Origin of the sequence: Candidatus Accumulibacter sp. ACC003, assembly GCF_907163085.1 — a bacterium.
GTDB lineage: Bacteria > Pseudomonadota > Gammaproteobacteria > Burkholderiales > Rhodocyclaceae > Accumulibacter.
In genome coordinates this window covers 352,881-374,248 of sequence record NZ_CAJQTX010000004.1, presented here as the reverse complement: position 1 = coordinate 374,248, position 21,368 = coordinate 352,881, and the positions used below count along the sequence as shown (strand labels likewise).

General features: G+C 65.3%; 20 protein-coding genes and 1 pseudogene. 6 read left to right on the top strand and 15 right to left on the bottom strand.

Annotation, left to right across the window (positions count from 1 at the left end):
* Positions 1-36: 36 nt before the first annotated feature.
* Positions 37-720, top strand: a pseudogene (locus QZ656_RS08645) (ISAs1 family transposase); the annotation flags it as partial.
* A gap of 269 nt (positions 721-989) precedes the next feature.
* On the opposite strand, the gene QZ656_RS08640 reads toward QZ656_RS08645, so the two are convergent.
* Positions 990-1,220, bottom strand: a complete 231-nt coding sequence (locus tag QZ656_RS08640; protein ID WP_291993005.1) for a hypothetical protein — start codon at positions 1,218-1,220, stop codon at positions 990-992.
* A gap of 137 nt (positions 1,221-1,357) precedes the next feature.
* Here QZ656_RS08640 and QZ656_RS08635 point away from each other — a divergent pair, with 137 nt between their 5' ends.
* Both QZ656_RS08635 and QZ656_RS08630 read left to right on the top strand, forming a co-directional pair.
* Positions 1,358-2,521, top strand: coding sequence for a hypothetical protein (locus tag QZ656_RS08635; protein WP_291993004.1), 1,164 nt, complete (start codon positions 1,358-1,360; stop codon positions 2,519-2,521).
* Positions 2,518-3,654, top strand: a complete 1,137-nt coding sequence (locus QZ656_RS08630; protein WP_291993003.1) for a HupE/UreJ family protein — start codon at positions 2,518-2,520, stop codon at positions 3,652-3,654. The genes QZ656_RS08635 and QZ656_RS08630 overlap by 4 nt, the downstream gene beginning before the upstream one ends.
* A gap of 74 nt (positions 3,655-3,728) precedes the next feature.
* Here the strand turns inward: QZ656_RS08630 and QZ656_RS08625 are convergent, their stop codons facing one another.
* On the bottom strand, positions 3,729-4,571 hold the full coding sequence (locus QZ656_RS08625; protein WP_291993002.1) for a DUF3014 domain-containing protein: 843 nt from the start codon (positions 4,569-4,571) through the stop codon (positions 3,729-3,731).
* 172 nt (positions 4,572-4,743) lie between these two features.
* Positions 4,744-5,478, bottom strand: coding sequence for a 6-phosphogluconolactonase (gene pgl, locus QZ656_RS08620; RefSeq protein WP_291993001.1), 735 nt, complete (start codon positions 5,476-5,478; stop codon positions 4,744-4,746).
* Positions 5,479-5,659: 181 nt separating this feature from the next.
* Between pgl and gnd the strand changes: the two genes are divergently transcribed.
* Both gnd and zwf read left to right on the top strand, forming a co-directional pair.
* Positions 5,660-6,679, top strand: coding sequence for a phosphogluconate dehydrogenase (NAD(+)-dependent, decarboxylating) (gene gnd / locus QZ656_RS08615; protein ID WP_291993000.1), 1,020 nt, complete (start codon positions 5,660-5,662; stop codon positions 6,677-6,679).
* Between the two features lies 1 nt (position 6,680).
* Entirely contained in the window at positions 6,681-8,081 is a 1,401-nt protein-coding gene (gene zwf, locus QZ656_RS08610) for a glucose-6-phosphate dehydrogenase (RefSeq protein ID WP_291992999.1), read from the top strand.
* Positions 8,082-8,124: 43 nt separating this feature from the next.
* Here the strand turns inward: zwf and QZ656_RS08605 are convergent, their stop codons facing one another.
* The 12 genes from QZ656_RS08605 to QZ656_RS08550 form a co-directional block, all read right to left on the bottom strand.
* Positions 8,125-8,886, bottom strand: a complete 762-nt coding sequence (locus tag QZ656_RS08605; protein ID WP_291992998.1) for an ABC transporter permease — start codon at positions 8,884-8,886, stop codon at positions 8,125-8,127.
* The gene (locus QZ656_RS08600; protein ID WP_291992997.1) at positions 8,883-9,809 is read right to left on the bottom strand and encodes an ABC transporter ATP-binding protein; all 927 of its coding nucleotides are present in this window, start codon (positions 9,807-9,809) and stop codon (positions 8,883-8,885) included. The genes QZ656_RS08605 and QZ656_RS08600 overlap by 4 nt, the downstream gene beginning before the upstream one ends.
* A gap of 430 nt (positions 9,810-10,239) precedes the next feature.
* Positions 10,240-10,788 carry a flagellar motor protein MotB gene (locus tag QZ656_RS08595; protein ID WP_291992996.1) on the bottom strand — a complete coding sequence of 183 codons (549 nt, stop codon included), beginning with the start codon at positions 10,786-10,788 and terminating at the stop codon, positions 10,240-10,242.
* A 142-nt stretch (positions 10,789-10,930) separates the two neighbouring features.
* Positions 10,931-13,630: a mechanosensitive ion channel domain-containing protein gene (locus tag QZ656_RS08590; RefSeq protein ID WP_291992995.1), complete on the bottom strand. Its 2,700-nt coding sequence runs from the start codon at positions 13,628-13,630 to the stop codon at positions 10,931-10,933.
* 32 nt (positions 13,631-13,662) lie between these two features.
* Complete coding sequence (locus QZ656_RS08585) at positions 13,663-14,235, bottom strand: PqiC family protein (protein ID WP_291992994.1); 573 nt, start codon at positions 14,233-14,235, stop codon at positions 13,663-13,665.
* Positions 14,236-14,253: 18 nt separating this feature from the next.
* Entirely contained in the window at positions 14,254-15,915 is a 1,662-nt protein-coding gene (locus tag QZ656_RS08580) for an MlaD family protein (RefSeq protein WP_291992993.1), read from the bottom strand.
* Entirely contained in the window at positions 15,908-16,558 is a 651-nt protein-coding gene (locus tag QZ656_RS08575) for a paraquat-inducible protein A (RefSeq protein WP_291992992.1), read from the bottom strand. Before QZ656_RS08575 ends, QZ656_RS08580 begins: the two co-directional genes overlap by 8 nt.
* A complete protein-coding gene (locus QZ656_RS08570; protein ID WP_291992991.1) occupies positions 16,555-17,235 on the bottom strand; it encodes a paraquat-inducible protein A in 681 nt (226 codons plus the stop codon). The genes QZ656_RS08575 and QZ656_RS08570 overlap by 4 nt, the downstream gene beginning before the upstream one ends.
* A 61-nt stretch (positions 17,236-17,296) precedes the next feature.
* Complete coding sequence (locus QZ656_RS08565) at positions 17,297-18,625, bottom strand: outer membrane protein transport protein (RefSeq protein ID WP_291992990.1); 1,329 nt, start codon at positions 18,623-18,625, stop codon at positions 17,297-17,299.
* A gap of 126 nt (positions 18,626-18,751) precedes the next feature.
* Positions 18,752-18,967, bottom strand: coding sequence for a hypothetical protein (locus tag QZ656_RS08560; protein WP_291992989.1), 216 nt, complete (start codon positions 18,965-18,967; stop codon positions 18,752-18,754).
* Positions 18,968-19,363: an SHOCT domain-containing protein gene (locus tag QZ656_RS08555; RefSeq protein WP_291992988.1), complete on the bottom strand. Its 396-nt coding sequence runs from the start codon at positions 19,361-19,363 to the stop codon at positions 18,968-18,970.
* 28 nt (positions 19,364-19,391) lie between these two features.
* Positions 19,392-20,006, bottom strand: coding sequence for a DUF1579 family protein (locus QZ656_RS08550; RefSeq protein WP_291992987.1), 615 nt, complete (start codon positions 20,004-20,006; stop codon positions 19,392-19,394).
* Positions 20,007-20,292: 286 nt separating this feature from the next.
* Between QZ656_RS08550 and QZ656_RS08545 the strand changes: the two genes are divergently transcribed.
* Positions 20,293-21,363: an AraC family transcriptional regulator gene (locus QZ656_RS08545; protein WP_291992986.1), complete on the top strand. Its 1,071-nt coding sequence runs from the start codon at positions 20,293-20,295 to the stop codon at positions 21,361-21,363.
* Positions 21,364-21,368 lie beyond the last annotated feature (5 nt).

The window sequence follows — 21,368 nt, the reverse complement described above, 5'->3', positions numbered from 1 at the left end:
ATCTGAAATGGCGGGGACGAGCTCAAGCAGACCAATGAAATCGGGATGTTCATACCCCTGCTCGATGCGATCGATATTCAGGGCAAGGACATCACCGCCGACGCGCTACTGACACAGCGCAAGCTGGCGACCTACCTGGTGGAGCGCAAGGCGCACTATCACTTCACGGTCAAAGGCAATCAGCCAACACTGCAAGCCGATATCGCGCTCCTCTTCCAGGATCGGAAGGGGGCAGACTTCGTGGCGGTTTCGCCACCTGACCATGGTCGGATCGAGACTCGGCGTATTTGGTGCAGCAATGCCCTCAACGCCTATCTCGACTTCCCGTATGTCGGCCAGGTGTTCTTGATCGAGCGCGAAGTGCTGCACAAGAAGAGCGGCAAGCGGACGCACGAAATCGCTCTCGGGATCACCAGTCGCCCTCCAGAACAGGCCAGCCCACAGCAAATCCTCGCCATCAATCGCGGCCATTGGTCGATAGAGAACCGCTGTCACTACGTCATCGACTGGAACTACGACGAGGACCGTAGCCGTATTCGGACTGGTTACGGACCCGAGAACATGTCACGCCTGCGCCGCTTTGCCGTCGGAATCCTGCACCACTTCTCCGACGGCAAAACCAGCATTTCCGAAAAAATGCGCCACCTCAACCGCAACATCCGATTGGTCTTCGACTACCTGCGCATGACCAAAAATTCTACAGGCCACGTATCACCTTGATCCCGGCACGAGAACAAATTTACCGTGGGCAAATGGATAAATCTCATCCGACGCCTGAAAATATTTCATCCGTAGAGTTTTCAACGATTGCATCGCAAGGCCTTGCGCAGCTGAAGATGTCGACCCGGCGGAAGCCATCGGAGCCGTTTTTTCCCGCGCTGATCGGGCTTACGACAGCCCGGTGCCCTCTGCCAGCTCGGACGGCATCTCTGGCCGGTCCAGCAACGAAAAAGCGGGCCGTAGCCCGCTTGTCTTGCCGCCAGGAAACCCTAGTAGGCGGCTTTCTTTTCGTCCTTCATTTTCTTCTTGTCGGCTTTCTTTTCGCCCTTCATTGCCGGCGTCTCCTTCATTTCCTTGCTGTCGGCCTTGGCCTCTTCCTTCATTTCCGTGCTGTCGGCTTTCTTCTCGTCCTTGGGGGCACCGCCATGCGACATGGCCAAAGCGCCAGCCGAAACGGTCGCAAAAGTCGCCGCAATCAAAAGGGACAGTAGTTTGCTCATAGGAAACTCCTCGGGTTTTGGTGGACAATGTGGCGGCCGATCCGGCACGCACGAAGAGCATAACGCAAATGCCTTTCCACTCGTTGACCTGCTGCGCGAGACGTCGCCTTCTTGCCGTGCTGCTGTCGATTGCGGCAATGCCGCTGGCACCTCCCGTAGACGCCGCCCCTCGCCGGCCGAGCGACGATGCCGAAGTGCTCGAACGCTTGCCGACGCGTGCCGGCGATGCCAGCGCCCGCGAACTGGTCGCCTTGCGCGCTGCGATGACTGCCGCGGCCAAGGATCCGGCGCCGGCCGAACGTCTGGCGCAGCGCTATTTCGACCTGGCGATGGCACGCGGCGACCCGCGCTACGTCGGCTATGCCGAAGCGGTGATTGCGCGCTTTCCCGAGCCGCTACCGGCCGGGCTGCTGTCGATTCGGGGGATGCTGCGGCAGTATCGGCATGACTTCATCGAGGCGCTGGACGACTTTGCCGCGGCGCTGACGCTCGAACCGCGGCTCGCCGAGGCGCACGCCTGGCGCGCCGCGATATTTCTCGTGCAGGCCGATTACCCGGCGGCGCAGCGCGAATGCGCGGCGCTGCAGGCGCTGCACAAAGACATCCTCTACGGCAGCTGCAAGGGCCTCGCGCAGGCCTACACCGGTCGCCTCGAAGCCGGCTACCGGTCACTGCAGAAAGCGCTGGCAAGTAGCCTAAACGCCGACAATCGCCTCTGGCTGCTGACCCGGCTGGGCGAGCTGGCGGCCTGGCGCGGCCAGGCGGCGCTGGCTGAGCGCCACTATCGCGAAGCCTTGAGCAGCGGCCGCGACGATGGCTATCTGCTCGCCGCGTGGAGCGATTTCCTGCTCGACAACGGTCGCCCGGCCGAGGTCGTCGGCCAGCTGGCCGACTGGGAATCGTCCGATACGCTGCTGCTACGCCTGGCCGAAGCGTCGGCCTTGCTGCAATCGCCCGACGCGACGCGACTGGCGCAGACGCTGGCCGATCGTTTTGCCGCCGCCCGGCAGCGCGGCGACACGACGCATCGCGCCGAGGAAGCGCGCTACGCCCTGCATCTGCGCAAGGATCCGCAAGAGGCTTTACGCCTGGCGGCGGAAAACTACGCCGTCCAGCGCGAACCGCGCGACGCGCGCATCCTCCTCGAAGCGGCGATTGCCGCCGGCGACCCGGCCGCTGCGCAGGCGGCGCGCGACTGGTTGCACGCCAGCGGCTTCGAGGATCAGCAGCTGCGCGAACTCGGCCGGCAGTCGGCGCTGGCCGCGGTCGCTCGCCAGGCCGCCAGCGCGGCGCCGCGATGAACTACCGCCGCCATTTGCTGCGTACCCTGCACTTCCTGCTGTGCTGCCACGCACTGCCGGTTCTGGCGCACAAGGCCAGTGACAGCTACCTGGTTCTCGAGGTCAGCGGCAGCGAAGTCAAAGGCCAATGGGACATCGCGCTACGCGACATCGACTTTGCGCTCGGACTCGACGCCGACGGCAACGGCGAGATCACCTGGGGCGAGCTGCGCGCGCGCCACGCCGACATCGCCGACTGGGCGCTCGCTCGCCTCAGCGTGCGGCGTGGCGGCGCCTGCCAGTTACGCGTCGCCGACCATCTGGTCGACACCCACAGCGACGGCGCCTACGCGGTGCTGCGACTGGCCGGCGAGTGCCCGCGCGCCGACGGTGAGCTGCGGCTGGACTACCGACTGCTGTTCGAACTCGACGCCCTGCACCGCGGCTTGCTGCGCCTGCGCTTCGACGGCACAGCGCATGCGGCGGTTTTTGCCCCCGATCGTGCCGAGCAGCGCTTTGTCGCCGGTCAGTCTTCGCGGCTGGCGCAGTTCGGCCAGTATCTGGTCGAGGGCATCTGGCATATCTGGATCGGCTTCGACCACATTCTGTTTCTGCTGGCGCTGCTGCTGCCGGCGGTGCTGGTGCACGAGCACGGAAACTGGCGCGGCGTCAGACGATTCCGCGACGCGCTGCGCGAGGTCTTGTGGGTTGTCACGGCATTTACCGTGGCGCATTCGATCACCCTCTCGCTGGCCGCTCTCGGGCTGGTGCAACTGCCCTCGCGGCTGGTCGAATCGGCGATCGCCGCGTCGGTCGTGCTGGCCGCCGCCAACAACCTTAAACCCGTCGTCGAAGGCCGGCGCTGGCTGGTCGCCTTCGCCTTCGGCCTGATCCACGGCTTCGGCTTCGCCAGCGTGCTCGCCGAACTCGGTCTGCCGCGGCAGGCGCTGGTGCTGTCGCTGCTCGGCTTCAACGTCGGTGTCGAGATTGGCCAGCTGGCGATCGTCGCGGTCTTCCTGCCGCTCGCGTACCGACTACGCAACACCGCTTTCTACCGCCGCGGCGTTTTCGTCGGCGGCTCGCTGGCGACGCTGGCAATGGCGACGATCTGGCTGCTCGAGCGCGCTTTCGATCTGAAGCTGATCGGCACCTGAACGGCCAGCGGCAGTCAAAACTTCTACGTGCGGCTTCTACGTGCCGCTTCTCCGCATTGCTTCTACGCGCGCCTTCAGCGCCCGACTTCGCCGCCAGCGACGCGCTGGCGGAAGTCGCGCAATTTGGCCTTCAACTGGCGGGCGTTCTCGGGCCCCATGCGCAGCAGCATCTTCTGGCCAGCCGGACGCGCTTCGAGCGTCGCGTCGACGTATTCGTAGCGCACCCACGGCCGCTGCATCTCGTGTGGGCCTTTCACGTCGATCAGCGTCACCGGCAGCGGCCCATGCAGCTCGGGAGTTGCCAGCAAGACATCGATGACTTCGACGACGCGGTTGTTGAAATACTGCTCCGGGTAGCCGAGCGAGACGTAAGCCTGTTGCAGCAACGGGTACATGCGGACATACAGAGCGACCGCTGCGTCGGTATCGATCGCCGACACGAAGCGCACAAAGGGCTTGTAGCGGTCGGCGTTGGCGTCGGCCATGTAAGTCACGCCGCCGCGCTCGCTCACCGAGAAGCGCCCTGGCGCCGGCAGCACCGGCCACAGCCGCGACGCCGCGTGTGCGCGTGCGAAGTTGTCGACGGTCGCCGCCAGGCGCCGCGGGAAGTCGCTGACGTCAAGAAAAGACAACACCTGCTGACGGCCCAGCACGTCGACCAGCGCCGCGCGCAGGTCGCTGCCGGAGTCGGTCAGGGGCGGCAGCGGCGCCGCCGCAAGTGGCGGCGTGATCGCTTCGACGCCGTAGTGCGGCGGCACCGCGGCCGACGCCGCGGCTTCGTGCGTGGCGGGTGCTGGCGTCGCCGCCGCCAGCGGCGGCAAGGCGACGGCTTGCCGTTCCTGCCACCATACGTAAGCGCTGCCACCGACAACCAGAACGACGGCGCCGGCAATCAGCGCACGCGACAAATCATTCATCAAATCCTCTCCTTATCGCTGTCTGCTGCAAGTCCGCAGGGCGGCGGCGGCCGTGGCATCACGGCGCCGTCGATGCAGCAGTCCGTTGTAAAGGCCTGATTTTACACGCCCGCACAAATCAGGCAGCGCGCACCGCCGTGGCACTGACGCCGTTCGGTGCCGCCAGCCGCGCTCAGCCAGGCCAGGGCGACAGCAAAGCCGACTCGACGAGAACCTCGACAGCCGTCGCCGGCGTGATCGCCCGCGCCGGAATCTCCTCACCAGCGCGCCACGCGGCGACAGCGCGGTGTTTGGCTTCGCCGCTGACGAGAAATAATACCCGCCGCGCCCGACTCAGCCGCGCCGCGCTCAGCGACACGCGTTGCGGCGGCGGCTTGGGCGCGTCGAAGACCGCCAGCGTGTCGGGCGACGCCGGCGCAGCCGCCCACGGATGATCGGGAAAGAGGCTGGCGGTGTGGCCGTCGTCGCCGAGTCCAAGCAGCACCAGATCGAAATCGCCGACGCCCTGCAGTGCTTCGGCATAAGCGCGCGCGGCCGCCAAGGCACCCAACTCGCCGGCTATCGGGTGCACCTGCAGCGCTGGCAGCGCTACCCGGTCGAGCCAGGCTTCGGCGGCCATGCGCGAATTGCGTCCTGAATCGTTGGCTGGCAAGCAGCGCTCGTCGCCAAAATAGACGTGCCACGCCGACCAGTCGGTCGCCGCCGCCGGCAAGCGCTGATAGATCGCGCGCGGCGTGCCGCCACCGGCGAGGACGATGTGGAACTGGCCACGTTGCTCGATCGCCTGCGTCGCGCTCGCCAGAATCGCCGCGACGGCGGCCTCCTGCAGCGCCCGCTCGTCGGCGACCGCGTGCCAGCGGCACGATTGCAACACTGCCCGATTGATCGTCTGGTCTTGCCGGGACATGCGCTCTCCTTCAATGCCACGCCGCCGCATCACGAGACAGCCGCGCGAGTCGACGAGTATAGTGGCTGCCAAGCCGCAATTTCTCATGACGATGGCCAGGCGGCGCGACCACCAGGCGGAGCTGTTTGACGAAGTTCGAGCGCGGCCGCGACCGTTGCCATCCCAAGACTGGAGGATCACGATGCAGATCGGTATGATCGGACTGGGCCGCATGGGCTCTTTCATGACGCAACGGCTGCTGCACGGCGGCCACGACTGCGCCGTCCATGACCACGACCAGAGCGCCGTCAAACGGCTGGCCGCGCAGGGCGCCAGCGGCGCCGAAACCCTGCCGCAACTGGTCGCCGCGTTGGCGCCACCACGCGCGATCTGGCTGATGGTGCCGGCGGCCATCGTCGACGAGGTACTGGCCAGCTTGACGCCGCTGCTTGACCAGGGCGACATCGTCATCGACGGCGGCAATTCGCACTACCACGACGACCTGCAGCGCGCCGCACGCTTGCGCCAGGCCGGCATCCACTACGTCGACGTCGGCACCAGCGGTGGCGTCGCCGGACTCGAACGGGGTTACTGCCTGATGATTGGCGGCGAGGCGGCGATCGTGCAACACCTGCAGCCGCTGTTCGCGACGCTGGCGCCCGGCGCCGACAGCGCGCCGCCGACCCCCGGCCGCAAGCGCCCGGGCAGTAGCGCCGATCAGGGCTATCTGCATTGCGGGCCGCACGGCGCCGGCCACTTCGTCAAGATGGTGCACAACGGCATCGAGTACGGAATCATGGCCGCCTACGCCGAGGGGCTGAACGTTCTACGCAACGCCAACATCGGCAAGCGTACCAGCAGCGTCGACGCCGAGACGACACCCTTGCGCCACCCCGAGTTCTATCAGTACGACATGGATCTGCCCGAGATTGCCGAGGTCTGGCGGCGTGGCAGCGTCGTCGGTTCGTGGCTGCTCGACCTGACCGCCGCCGCGCTGGCCGCCGACCCGACGCTCGCCGGCCTGCAGGGCCGTGTCTCCGATTCCGGCGAGGGACGATGGACGATGCAGGCAGCGATCGACGAGGCGGTGCCAACGCCGGTGCTCAGCGCCGCGCTGCACGCCCGCTTCAGCTCGCGCGGCGAAGCCGACTTCGCCAACCGTGTGCTGTCGGCGATGCGTCATCAATTCGGCGGCCACGTCGAAAAACCGGCGGAGGATTGACATGAAGCAGACAGCCCCGGTCAGCGAAGCTTCGGACGCGCTGGTCGTCTTCGGCGTCACCGGCGACCTCGCCTACAAGAAAATCTTCCCGGCGCTCTACGCGATGTGCCGGGACGGCGAGCTGAGTGTGCCGGTGATCGGCGTCGCCTCGTCGCCGTGGACCGTCGAGCAGCTACGCGCGCGCGTCAGCGAGAGCATCGAACGCGACGGCGCCGCCGACGCGCACGTACTCGAACGGCTGCTGCCGCTGTTGCGCTACGTCAGCGGCGACTACAACGACGCCGGCACCTTCGCGGCGATCAAGCAGGCGCTGGGCGACGCGCAGCGCCCGGCGCATTATCTGGCGATACCGCCGACGCTGTTTCCAACGGTCATCAAGGGACTCGGCGCGGCCGGTCTGGCGGCGCAGGCGCGGGTGATCGTCGAGAAGCCATTCGGCCGCGACCTGGCTTCGGCGCGCGCGCTCAACCGCGTCGCGCTCGATGTTTTCCGCGAAGACTCGATCTTCCGCATCGATCACTTCCTCGGCAAGGAAGCGATCATGAACATCCTCTACTTCCGCTTCGCCAACTCCTTCCTCGAACCGATCTGGAACCGCAACTACGTCGCCAGCGTCCAGATCACGCTCGCCGAGCAGTTCGGCGTGCAGGGCCGCGGCGCCTTCTACGAGAGCGCCGGCTGCCTGCGCGACGTCGTCCAGAACCACCTCTTCCAGATCGTCGCGCTGCTGGCCATGGAGCCGCCGGCGTACCGCGGCTTCGACGCCGTGCACCGCGAAAAAGCCAATGTCTTCGGCGCCATGCGCGAGCTGCACCCGGACGACCTGGTGCGCGGCCAGTACGTCGGCTATCGCGACGAAGCGCAGGTGGCCAGCGACTCGGACGTCGAAACGTATTGCGCGCTGCGCCTGCACATCGACTCGTGGCGCTGGGCCGGCGTGCCGTGGTACCTGCGCTCGGGCAAGCTGCTGCCGCAAACGGTCAGCGAAGTCCTGGTGCAGCTCAAGCCACCGCCGCAGCGGCTGTTTGCCGATTCGGCGCCGGCCGGTGGTCACGCCAACCACCTGCGCTTTCATCTCTCGCCGTGTTCGTCGATCGCCCTCGCCGCACGCGTCAAGCGCGCCGGCAAGGAATTCACCGGCGAACAGCGCGAACTGCTGCTGATCGAGGAAGAAGACGGCGAAGATACGCCGTACCAGCGCCTGCTCACCGACGCCATGTCCGGCGCCGGCGCACTCTTCGCCCACGAAGACGCGATCGAAGCCGCCTGGGCGGTCGTCCAGCCGGTGCTCGACAGCCATCATCCGGTGCGACCATATCAGCCCGGTAGTTGGGGACCAGCGGAGGGCGATGCGCTGATCGCCGCTGACGGCGGCTGGCGGAATCCGGAAGACGCTTGTTGAGGCGTGTCTCCGACAGCCGCTGGCCGACGCGGCCGCCGCCGCGCTAGGTCTTCAGCCGATAGCCCGTCTTGAAGATCCACGCGACGATCACCAGGAACACCCCCAGGAACGACAAGGTCATGAACAGGCTGATGCCGACGCTGACGTCGGCGACGTCGTAGAAGCTCCAGCGGAAGCCGCTGACCAGGTAAACCACGGGGTTGAACAGGGTGATCGTCTGCCACACCGGCGGCAGCATGTTGATCGAGTAGAAGCTGCCGCCAAGAAATGTCAGCGGCGTGATGATCAGCAGCGGCACGAGTTGCAGCTTCTCGAAATTGTCGGCCCAGATGCCGATGATGAAACCGAACAGACTGAAGGTCACCGCCGTCAGCACCAGAAAGAGCAGCATCCAGAACGGATGCGCGACGTGCAACGGCACGAACAGGCCGGCGGTGGCGAGGATGATCAGCCCGAGGATGATCGACTTACTCGCCGCGGCGCCGACGTAGGCGGCCGCGACCTCGAGGTACGAGACCGGCGCCGACAACAGCTCGTAGATGGTGCCGGTGAACTTCGGGAAGTAGATGCCGAAAGAGGCGTTGGCAACGCTCTGCGTCAGCAGCGACAACATGATCAGCCCGGGAACGATGAAGGCGCCGTAGCTGATGCCTTCGATTTCGTCGATACGCGAACCGATCGCTGCGCCGAAAACGACGAAATACAGTGAGGTCGAAATGACCGGCGAAATGACGCTCTGCAGCAGCGTGCGACGCGTCCGCGCCATCTCGAAGAAGTAAATCGCGTGCATCGCGTGCCAGTTCATTTTTCGTCCTTTACCAGGCTGACAAAAATGTCTTCCAGCGAACTTTGCGTGGTGTGCAGGTCCTTGAAAGCGATCGCTGCGTCATTGAGGTCCTTGAGCAGCGCGACGATGCCGTTGCGCTCGTCCTGCGCGTCGAAGGTATAGATCAGCTCGTTGCCGTCGCCCGACAACTCGAGCTGGTACGCGGCCAGCGCCGGCGGGATGTGCTCCAGCGCGGTCTGCAGTTGCAGGATCATCTGTTTCCTGCCGAGCTTGCGCATCAACTCGGCCTTGTCGTCGACCAGAATGATCTCGCCCTTGCTGATCACGCCGATGCGGTCGGCCATCTCTTCGGCTTCGTCGATGTAATGCGTCGTCAGGATGATCGTTACGCCGCTGGCCTGCAGCCCGCGCACCAGTTGCCACATGTCACGCCGCAAGTTGACGTCGACACCCGCCGTCGGCTCGTCGAGGAAAAGAATTTCCGGCTCGTGCGACAGCGCCTTGGCGATCAGCAGACGGCGCTTCATACCGCCCGAGAGGGTCATGATCTTGCTGTCTCGCTTGTCCCATAGCGACAGGTCGCGGAGCACCTTTTCGATGTGCTGCGGATTCGCCGGCTTGCCGAACAGGCCACGGCTGAACGACACCGCCCCCCACACCGACTCGAAGGCATCAGTAGTCAATTCCTGCGGCACCAGACCGATCATCGCCCGCGCCGCACGGTAGTCGGCGACGCTGTCGTGACCGGCGACGCGAACGCTGCCTGTGCTGGCCTTGACAATGCCACAGATGATGCTGATCAGAGTCGTCTTGCCGGCGCCATTGGGGCCCAGCAAGGCAAAGATTTCACCCCGGCGGATGTCCAGATTGATGCCCTTGAGCGCCTGGAAGCGCGACTCGTAGATCTTTGAGAGTTCGGATACGGCGATGATTGTTGGCATCAGTGAGACCATAATGACGAGGAGCAGCAAAGGTTCGAGCTTGGGCCAATTCTTGCTGGCCCGTTAAAAAGACACCCAAGGCGATTGCCGGAAAAGAATGTACCAGATTACGCCGCATCTTCGCCCGTCTGCCAGGCACGACACGAGACCCACCGTCGAACCATATAACCGTTGTCGCAACACGGAAAACGCGTGCTAAGGCAAGAATGCTCGGCGCGATGCGTCGAACCAGCGCTGCCGCAGGCCGTGCGAAACGCGCAGGATCGGCTCCGCGATGAAACGGTAGGCTAGCCGACTGTAGAGCGCTACGGCGGCGACCATCGACTGGCAAGCGACATCGTGCCGAGCCGACGCTGCGGCCCCATTTGGTAAGCGGGAGTGAGCCGCCTGACAACGCGATCGACGCGCTGTCAGGCGGTGCGCCGGGGACTTACTGGTCCACGCCGCTGATGACGATTTCTACCCGACGGTTCTTGGCGCGCCCCTGCGGCGTATCGTTCGACGCCACTGGGCGCGTGTCGCCAAAGCCTTCTGCGGCAAGAAGGTTCTGTGGCACGCCCTTGGCCGCCAGGTATCTCACGACATCCGTAGCACGGGCGCTGGACAACTCCCAGTTCGACGGGAAACGCTTCTTGAGCTCTGGCCCGATCGGCACGTTGTCGGTGAAGCCCTCGACAACGATGCGCTTGGCTGTCAGCGTGCTCAGCGTCGGCGCAATCTTGGCGAGCGTCTCCTCTCCCTTGCGGTGAATCTGCCAGCCACCCTCGGCGAAGAGAAGCTCGTCGACCAGTGTCAGCTTCACCTCGTTCTGCAGTTGCTGAATCTGCGCCTGGTCGGCGTTCAACTCGGTCTGCAGCTTGGCGTCCAACTGCTGGTACAAGGCGCTCTTCTGGACCTCGGCCTTGTACGTCTGCTCGGAAACGCAACCGACCGTCAAGGCCGCTCCAGCGAGTGCTGCGATCACTATCCCATTACGCATCTTGAACTCCTTCTAGCAATTTGTAGCGGCAGCCGGCCGCCACGGGACGGCTCGAGCCGCTGTTGGAAAAATCGTCCGCGACCGACCGCCGCTGATGCGCGATCCCGGCCTTGCGCGACAGGCGTCGCGGCCGCGACATCGCTTATGCCGATGGCGCCAGACGGGTTGGCGAGCCATCGTCCTGATCTTGGCGGCCGTGCATTATACCGACCAGGCCGGCTGCCGAACGGACGTGCAGGTCGCGTTGCGGGAACGGGATCTCGATGCCCTGCGCGCGCAACGCCTGCTCGACTGCGAGGTTGATCTCGTGCTGCACGCGCAGGCGCTTGTCGAAGGAATCGACAAAGGCACGAATCTCGAAGTCGATCGAGCTGTCGCCGAAGTCGACACAGTACACCGACGGCGCCGGGTCGGAGAGCACGCCGCCGTTGCCCTGCACGGCCGCCAGCAGCGCGCGTTGCACGAGCGCGAGGTCGCTGCCGTAGGCAACGCCGATCTTGATCAGGAGGCGAGTGGTCTGGTTGGAGAGCGTCCAGTTGACGACCGTGTCGGTGATGAACGCCTTGTTCGGAATGATCACCTCCTTGCCGTCGAAATCGACAACCGCGGTGGCGCGCGCGCGGATGCGGGCGACGGTGCCGGTCACACTGCCGACGGTGACGACGTCGCCGATGCGGATCGGCCGCTCGGCGAGAACGATCAGCCCGGATACGAAATTGGCAACGATCTCCTGCAGACCGAAGCCGAGGCCGACGCCCATGGCGGCGATCAGCCAGTGCACATCGCCCCAGCCGACGCCGAGAATGCTGAAAGCGCTGACGATGCCGACGGCGGCAAGCGCGTAGCGGGTGATGACCTTGATGGCGTAGGTGGCGTCGGCCTGGATCTCGAAGCGCTGCAGCAGCACGATGTCGAGCAGCGCGCCGACGTTGCGCACGGCGACCGCGGTGACGACGACGACGAGCAGCGCCAGAAAGAGGTTGCCAACGGTCAGCGGCAGCGTCGTGCTCTGGCCATCGACCGTCGCATGGTAGGTCCACAGCGTGTAGTCGCTGATCACCGACAGTACCGGCACGCCGCCTTTCCACACCCACCACAGGCCGCCGAGCAGGAGCAGCGTGATGAACAGGTCGAGCAGCGATCGCGTCTGCTCGCTGATCGCCGCGATGTCCAGCCTTGGCGGCGGCAGATCCGCCGCTTCACCGCCCGCCTCGCCCTCGTCCTGCGCATCGTCCCGGGCCTGTTGCAAGGCCTCCAGAGCCTGCCGACGGCTCAGGCGGCGGCGTTCGACCTGGACCCACAGGGCGATCAGACCGTAGAGCGCGACCGCGCCAAGAGACAGAAACAGCGACTTCAGCGTATGGCCGAAGAAGTAGCCGGCGGCGACGAAGTAACCGGCGGCGGCGAGCGCCGCGATGCCCAGCGGCACGGCCAGCGCGGCGCCAAACCACAGCGGATACAGCCGCACCGCCCAACTGCGCGGCGCCCGCGCGCACAAACGCTGCACCAGAGGACTCTGGCGCCGGAGGAGGTAAACCAGGAAAGCGGCGAAGGCGAGCATTGTCGCGCTGAAGGCCATCCGCCCGATGCTCTCGCGGTTGGCGTAGGGCGCGTGGTCGAGTCCGTTCAGCGTCACGACGAACATCAACGGCACGAAGAGCAGGGAAAAGCGGCGTAGCGCCTGTCCCGTGAAGGTCAGCAAGGATTCATCCCAGCCAAAATGGCCGCCGGCGACGCCGCGCCGGTCGAGCATCCAGGCAAAGGCCGACAGTGCCAGCAGCAGCTGGCTGGTCTTCTCCAGGGCAGCTCCAAGCGCCAGCGCGAACGACTGTGCCTCGAGGGCAGCGGCGAGCGCTTTGGCCGCCGTCTGCATCAGCAGCGGACCGGGCAGCGCCAGCGCGAAAGTGATCGCCAATGCGGTCACGGTATAGCCGATCCAGTAGCGCTCGGAATTCGCCTTCGCCGGTGCCAGCGCGACCAACCGGGCTTGCAAGCGTCGGCGGCCGAGGTACAGTCCGACCGCCAGCAGCACCGTCAGTGCCGGCCAGAACGGCTGCCAGGCCAGTTCCTGGAGCAGGGCGGTCGCGGCGGCACGCCAGTTGGCGGCCGAACTCAGCCACGCCCACGACGGCGCCAACTCGCTGATCGTCTGCAGGCTTGGTCGCGCGGGCACCCAGAACAGCAGACGCGTCAGTTCCGCGCGCGCCGCCTGCGTTCGCTTCGCCAGTTCGAGCGTGGCGGCGTCATTCGCCTGCAGCGCTGCAAGCAGTTGCTCCTGCAGTTCGTCGAGACGAAGCAGCAAGTTGCTCTGCTCAGCGAGTCGCGGTCGCGCCGCGGCGTCGAACTGCGGCCACCAGGCATCAGGCAGCGGTGGCTTCAGCGCCGCGAAGCGCAGCACGATCGCTGTCTCGACGCCCATGTCGGCAAGTTCCTGCAGCGCGCTTTCGGCGCGCAGGCTGGCGTCGCTCGCCGCTTCCAGCTGGGCCGCGCGCTGGCGACGCTCGGCGTCAAAACTCTCGGCGCCGGGCAGCGCGCTCAATTGCTCGATCACCGTCTGCGCAAATACCTGGCCGAGAGCATGCGCGCGTGCGTGCTGCTCGATTCGCTGCAGGCGCTGATCGAGTTCGTGCCGACTCTTGCGCAGCAGCAGCAGGTCACTGCGCGCCTGTTCGAGCGCCGTCTTCGTGGCCGTAATCTGGCTCGCCAGGCGGGCGTTCTCGATGGCGATGCCGTGCGCCAGGTCAGCCGGTGGCGCGTCTTCCGCGCGCAGCGGCAGCGCCAGCAGGAGCACGAGGATTCCGACCAGCGCGGCGACTAGCCGGTGGCTGAGCCTTGTGCACACGGCTTCACTGTCCAGCGCTGACGACATCCGCTTCACGGCGCCCGGATCGCTGCCGCGATATCGCTGCTGACGCGCGCCAGGGCGCGGCTGTGCGCCGCTACCAGCGGCTCGAAGCCACTACCGGCGATCGTCTCGCGAACTTGCGAGCGGCCGCTCTTCGACGCGCCGCCAGCCGCCGGGCGGACCGTCCACAGCGCTTCGATCAGCACCGCATCGCCGAGCGTCGAGTCAAAGCGCTGGACGTCGATCAGTACCTGGTAATCGGCGCTCGACTGCGCCGTCTGCCCATAGGGCCAGACGCGGGCCGTACCGAGTTCCTGCGCCAGATTGCCGGCCAGCACGCGCGCGATGTTGTCCTGCAGCGGCCCCGCCCAGCGGTTGAACTCGTCCAGCCGCACCTCGTTGGCGCCGCTATTCACGACGATCTGCGGTCGATCGACCACGGCCGGCAGCGACACCGGGCCGACGGCGACCGACAGCGTGGCCGCGCTGCCGCTGCCGGCGCCAGCTGTCGCCGCACTCAAGGTGTAAAAGCGCGACGGCGGCGAAGCGCAAGCGCTGACGATGGCCAGCAGCAGACAGGCGATGACAGTCAGGTGACGCATGAGGGTTTCTCCTTGGTCTCAGTCCTTGCCGCGAAGCAGCGCCTCGGGGTGGCGCTCGAGATAGTCGGTCAGCCCGCGCAGTGAACGCGCCGCGCGGGCGACCTCGCGCATCGCTTCGCGCAAATCCTGTTGCCCCGGTGAGTCGGGTGCCAGCAGCGACTTGTCGGTATTCTTGATCATCAAGTCGGCCGACGCGGTGGCGCGGCGGATCTCGTCAAGCGTCTTCTTGAAGTCGGGCGTCACGTCCGTGTCAAAGCGCTTGACGGCCTTGTCGGTGTCCTTCAGCGTCTGGTTGAGCGTCACCAGCATTTTCCTGGTGTCGGCGCCGAGCGCCTCGTACGGCAGTTTGTCGAGCTTGGCGAGAATGCTCCCGATCTTCGCTTCGAAGTTCGGGAGAGTGCTCGGGATCGTCGGCACCACCGATTTTTCCTGGCTCCAGTCGACCTTTGCCTTCGGCGCATCTGGGTGAAAATCGAAGGACACGTAACGCTGGCCGGTCAGCAGGTTGCCGCTCTGAATCTGCGCGCGCAGGCCAAAATCCTCGACCATACGTTCGAAGAACGCCTCGCGCCGGGGGCTGACGCGCGCCAGCATCTCGCCGCGGACACGCTTGGCGTCGTACATTTGCGCCATCAGCCTTTCGGGAAAGACGACGAACTCGACGCGGCCGCGGAGACGCTGGCTCACCGGGTCAACATCGAGCCCGATACTGGTCACTTCGCCGCCCGGCAAGCCGAGCAGCGTCACCGGCGCGCCGACCGACAAGCCGCGCAGTGATTCGTTGAAATAAAGAACGTAGCGTCTGGCCATCGGTTCGGGCTGCTTCATCGCTGTCGTCTGATCGCCATGCAGCGTGAATTCGGTATCGGCAGCCGCAGGTTTCGCTGGCGGCGAAAACGGCGGCGTCTCGAATGCCAGGCCGCCGGCGACCAGCGCGACCATCGACTGTGTGCGCACGTCCAGACCGCTGGCTCCGAGCGAGACGTCGACGCCGCTGGCGTTCCAGAAACGAGTTCCCGGGTTGACGAACTGGTCGTATGGCGCGTGCACGAAGACCTTGACCTCGACCGACTTGCCGTCCTTGGCCAGTTCGAAAGCGACGACCTGGCCGGCCTGCAGGCGTCGGTAGTAGACCGGCGAGCCAATTCCCAGTGAGCCCAGGTCGTCGGCCTTGAGCAGGAACTGCCGCCCGGGCTGATCGCCGGTGATGATCGGCGGCACTTCGAGGCCGTTGAAGCTGCGCTCGCTGCTGTCCGACCTGCCGGCCTCGAAACCGATATAGTTGCCCGAGAGCAGCGTGCCGAGACCCGATACGCCGCTCAGCGTGATGCGTGGCTCGACGACCCAGAACTTGGCGTCCTCGACCATCAGGCCGGCGGCACTCTTGGCAATCTTGGCGGTCACCTTGACGCTGCTGTAATCGTCGGAAAGCTGCACGGCGGCCACCTGACCGATGTTGACGTCCTTGTATTTGACGACCGTCTTGCCAGCCTCAATGCCCTGCGCATTCTTGAAAACGATCGTGACGCTCGGGCCTTCGCTGAGAACGCGTTGCACCGCGATGCCGACGGCGACGACCGCGGCAAGGATCGGAATCACCCAAACCGTCGACACCCGCGTCCGCTTCTTTGCCACGACCGTCGCCTGCGGGAGGTCGTCGCGTTCGCCACCGTCAGCCATCGTGCTTCTCCATATTATTTGCCGTGTTGGCCACATCCCAGATCAGGCGGGGATCGAAGCTCTCGGCCGCCAGCATGGTCAGCACCACCACCGCTGCGAAGAACAGCACGCCAGCCCCCGGCAGCACCGACATCAGCGGCTGCAATTGCACCAACGCGACGGTGAAGGTGGCGACGAAAACGTCGAGCATCGACCAGCGACCAATGAAGACGACGATCCTGAACAGGCGCGCGCGCTCACGATGCCGCACTGCCATGCCGCGTTGAACGCTGACCAGAAGGTAAGCGAGCGCCAGCAGCTTGCCAAGCGGCACCATGACGCTCGCGACAAGCACGATCAGCGCCAGCGGCCACGATCCCGAGCTATACAGAAAGACGACGCCGCCCATGATCGTTTCGGCGTCAGACGTGGCAAAGGTATTGCTGACCATCACCGGCAACAGGTTGGCCGGAATGTAGCAGATTGCCGCGGCGATGATCAACGCCCAAGTACGCTGCAAGGACTGCACGCGGCGCACTTCGAGTGTCGCGCCGCAGCGCGGACAGTGGCCGACATGCTCGGCGTGCAGCGGCCGCGTCAGCAACTTGCAGGTTTCGCAGGAGACCAGTCCGGCCTGCGCACCGGTAAGGGCGGTGCGGCTCATTGGCCGCGCTCCGCGTAATTCTCTTCGCCGAAAGCCGCTGCAGCGCAATCGTCGCCATGCTTCCACTCGACCAGCTTCCAGACTTCGCGAGCGTCGAAACTAACCGAAATCGCCGGCAGCAGAACAGCCAGCAGACCCATCGCGTACATCCCGACGCCGGGATCCACGGTCGCCAGCTCGGCGATCTTGATCAGTGCCACGAGAATGCCCAGCAACATCACGTCGTACATCGCCCACGGTTGCATGTGCAAGCTCCAGCGCAACAACTCGCCGCCCCAGTGCGGCAGTGGTGGCCGTCTCGCAGCGAGCAGCACGGTCAGCATCAGAAGCAGGTAGAGCGCGGGCGCGATCACCGCGCAGAAAGTGACGATCATCGCCGTGATCCGTTCATCGTCCAGCCACATCTGGCGAGCGCCGCCGAGAATCGTCGTGCTGGCGTAGCGCCCGACCGCCGACAGATCCATCAGAGGCATGACGTTGGCAACGACGAAGACGATCAGCGCCGTCAGCGTGAGCACCAGCGGCAGCTCGAGCGGATCGGTCGGACGTGCCGCCAGCGCGAAGCCGCAGCGCGCGCAGCGCGCCCGGCCGCCCACGGGCAGCGGCGGGATGCGCTGCAGCAGATCGCACTCCTGGCAGGCAATCAGCGGCTGCAGGGCGGTGGGCGCTTCACTCATCAGCCCCATCCACCGGCACCGCGCTCATCCGACGGTCGGTTCGCCGCTGGCACAGCGCACCCTAGAACTTCCAGTTGTAGTAGGCGGCAACGAAGATCGTCCCGATATTCTTGTACGAGCCAACGAGGTCACCGCGCCCGCCTGCCACCACCGGCAGCGTGCTCCGCAAATCGGTGTCGAGCGTTCCACCGTAGAGGTACTCCGCGGCAACGCCCCAGGAGGCGCTCTTGCTCAAGGTCTGCTCGCCACCAACGCCGAAGCGCCACGCCGAACCGACCGGCAGCAGCGGCGAGACATTGCCAGACTGCATGCTCGAGTCGTAGGCAAGGCCGAAATTGACTAGCCAGGGTTCGCTGATCCGGTACTGCGCGCCGGCAGCGACGTGCCAGGTATCCTTGAAATCAAGGTCGGTGCTCAGGCTGGTGTCGGTCGACGCGTTATTGATCCCCAGCTGGACCTGGCCGAACTTCGACCACTGCTGCCAACCGACGCTGCCCAGTACCGCCCAACGATCGTTCACCTGCGTGAAAACACTGCCCATGACCTGCTGCGGCACCTTGATACCGACCTTGATATCCGAATTCAGCGCGCCACGATTGCCGAGGACCGTCGCCAGCCCGGGGGCGAGACCCGAGAACTTCGCCGACGCCTTGAAATCGAGATCGATCTGCGAATTCCAGGTCAGCCCCAGCCGAGTACCCGGATCGATTTCGTAGAGCATGCCGAGGTTGAGACCCCAACCCCAGGTATTATCCTCGAGCTTGAGCCGCCCGTCGCCGAAGCCCGGCGCAACGTTGTTGATCGCCACCTGGTTGGTGTACTTGCCGTACATGGCGTTCACGCTCGCGCCCAACGACAGTTTGTCGTCCACCTTGTAGGCAATCGACGGCAGGAAAGAGACTCCAAGCAGGGTGGTGTTCTGAACGTAATAACGCCCGACCCAGTCGTTGTCGTAGTTCAAGGGCATGCCAAAGTTGCCGGTCAGCGCGAAGCCAAGCTTGAGATCGGGCGACACGCTGTAGCTCAGGAAGCCACCACCGCCGACGAACCAGCCGTCCGACCCGAGCACGTGCCCACCATCGTCGCCACCCAGCCTCGGCAACGTTCCCGTTGCCGACGAAAAGCGCGTGTTGCTCCACAGCGCCTGCCCCGCAGCCAGGAATTGGGTGCCCTCCAGGCGAGTCATCCCGGCCGGGTTGCTGAGCACGGTCGACGCGTCCTGCGCGCGCGCCCCGTAGCCCGCGGAAGCCAGGCCGACGTCGGCCGTGCCAACCTCATAAAGAATCAGGCCACCCGCTGCCGCCTGCCCCGCAGCCAGTACGCCGGCACAGCACGCGACCGTTGCCGCCATGCGGCGCCCGTCGCTCATCGATACTCGTAACTTGATCATTTCGCCCACCCTGGTTGAATTGCCGTCAGTCCGGAATTGCCGTCAGTCCGGTGGGAAAGCCGCCGTGGCCGCCCTACCATTGATCGTGAGCAATCCCGACGCCCTCTTTGCCTCCGCCAATCGCCCTTACCGCCAGCCGATCCCGACACCGAGGAATCCGACCTCCACTTCACCACCGGGAGCAATCCAGTCGATGAACAGGGCGCTTGCTCCGCCGGCCTTCGGCATCTTGCCTTCGCTCAGCTCGTAACTGTACACCAGGTCCTGGCCGTCGACGACCGGCTCGCCGTTCTCGATCGGACGGCACGGTGCGCAGGTGTCGACCAGCGTGACCCGCCCCACTTACTGCGCGATCTGATTGACAACTTTGGCCTTCGCCGACTCGTAATCACTGGCGCTGATCAAGCCCTGCTCATAGAGCGACTGCAGCTCCTTGAGTTTCTGCTGCGGCGTCTTGCTCTGACTGGCGCGCGCCGCGGCCTGATCGGCAGCGGCAGCGGCCTGCTGGGCGGCTGCCGCTGCCGCCTGCGCCGACGCCGCGGCGGCCTCCTGCGAGGCGGCAGCGTTGTCGCTGACCACCGCAGCTGTGGTCGCCGCGCCGGCAACGATCACCGTCCGCCGTGCTGCGCGACGCCAGACGCCGAAGATCGCCCAGGCGGGCTGCGTGCACGCCAGCAGAGCCAACCCACCCAGCAGCTTCCGTCGTGAAGACATCCTGCCCGTTTCGTTTTGCTTCATCTTCCGTCTCCTTGTCCAGTCAGCTCGACTACTTGCTGCGCGTGTAACGCAGTTCCATCATCTTGAACATCTTGCTGCCCAGGCCCTTGCCCCACAGCTCGGTGACGTGGCCGCCGTCGTCGGCAACGTGCATGCGCATCTCGACCGGCGAAGGCTTGCCGGTCAGCGGGTCGGGAACCGAGCCCTGCATCGTCGCCGACTTGCCGGAGGCGTCAAAACCGCCCTGGTACCAGATCATGCCGGTACTGCCGTTGTCCATCCAGGTCGCCTGATACAGCTTGCTGACGTTGTCGAAAGCAATGTAGCCAATGCCACTGAAGGGCTGCCCCTGCACATCGCCGGCGAGCATCATCTGGACGTAGCGGTCGCCGAGCACCCAGGCGCTGACGCTGGTCGCCGACGATTCGATCGGCGGCTTCGCCGGATCGACCCAGGTGCGGATGGCGACGTCGAAAGTGCCGATCATCGCCTGCAGCCGCTTCTGGCCCGCACCCGGGGTCATCGCCTTTTCAAGCGCTTTGGCCTCGGCCGATTCCTTCGCCGGAACGCTGACGGCCGCCTTGCTGGCGTCGCTCGCATAGACCGGGTTCGCCAAACCGACGAAGGCGGCCAGCAGTCCTGCCCCGCAATAAGACATTTTCATTTTCAAGCCTCCTTTTTCAATCAAGAATCTGCGCCCGGAAAACCCCAGGTGCATGTTACTCGCCGACCTCTTCGCGCCACCTGCGGACAGCGCCCTGGCCGATCAATAGCGGCCGCGAAGCGGTCCGCGATTCCCGGCAGCGCCGGGCTGCAGCATCGCCTGCAGCACGTGCCAACCCTGGCCCGGCAATGGCAGGATTGTCGACGCTTCCGTACCGGATTGCTTGATAATTTGCGACACCGTCACGGGCTGACCGTGAACACTCGCCATGGGGAATAGCCAAGTCATGTTGCCTCTGAAGAAAGCCTACGGCGAAGTTCCGGAGGGCTTTTCCCGCGTTGGCCCGCTGACCAACATCGCGCAGGCAATCGAGCGCTTCGACGTAGACGCGCAAGCGCTTTTCGCCAGCGTCGGAGTCTCTGGCGAACTGTTCACCGACCCCGACAATCTGATCTCGCCACAGACCTGTGGCGAACTGCTTGAACGCTGCGCGGCGCTCACTGGCTGCCCGCACTTCGCGTTGCTTCTCGCGCAGAATCAAAGCGCGTCTTCGCTCGGCATGGTCGGCGAACTGCTGCCGCACTGTGCCGACGTCGGCACGGCACTGGCGCACCTGCAGAATTACTTGCATCTGCACGATCGCGCCGGGATGGCAACGCGCACGATCGAAGACCACACCGCTACGCTCGGCTACACCTTGTTCGCCGGTCCGCTCGCCGGCGTCGACCAGATCTACGACGGCACGCTGGTCATCGCGCAGAACATCATGCGCCGGTTGTGCGGTCCGAACTGGAAAGCACGCGCGCTGCTGCTCTCGCGACGCCGTCCGGAGAACGTGCGACCGTATCGACAGTTCTTTCAGTGCCCGGTCGAGTTTGACGCCGCGAGTTCCTTGCTGGTCTTTCCCGCCAGCGATCTGAGCCTGCCGATCGCCGGCGCCGACGCCGGTCGCTGCAAGCTGTTGCAGGAGGAACTGGAAAGCATCCGTGGTCGTCACGACCTTGACCCGCTCGCGCAGACTCGCCGCGTGCTGCAGGCGCTGGTCGTCCTGCAGCGCTGCTCGCTCGCCAGCGTCGCCGCGGAGCTGTCGATGAACCCGCGCCGGTTGAACCGCCTGCTCGAGCGCCAGGGAAGCAGCTACCGGCAATTACTCGACGAAACGCGTTGCGGTCTGGCGCTGCGACTGATCGGCAATACCGACCTGTCGCTGGGGCAAATCGCCGTGGTGCTCGACTATTCCAGTGCCAGCGCGTTCACGCATGCCTTCAAGCCCTGGCAGGAAGTGTCGCCGCTGCAGTGGCGTCAAACGCATCGCCGCGCGGCCGCCAGCGCTGCACGCCGGCTCGATTCACGCTAGACTAG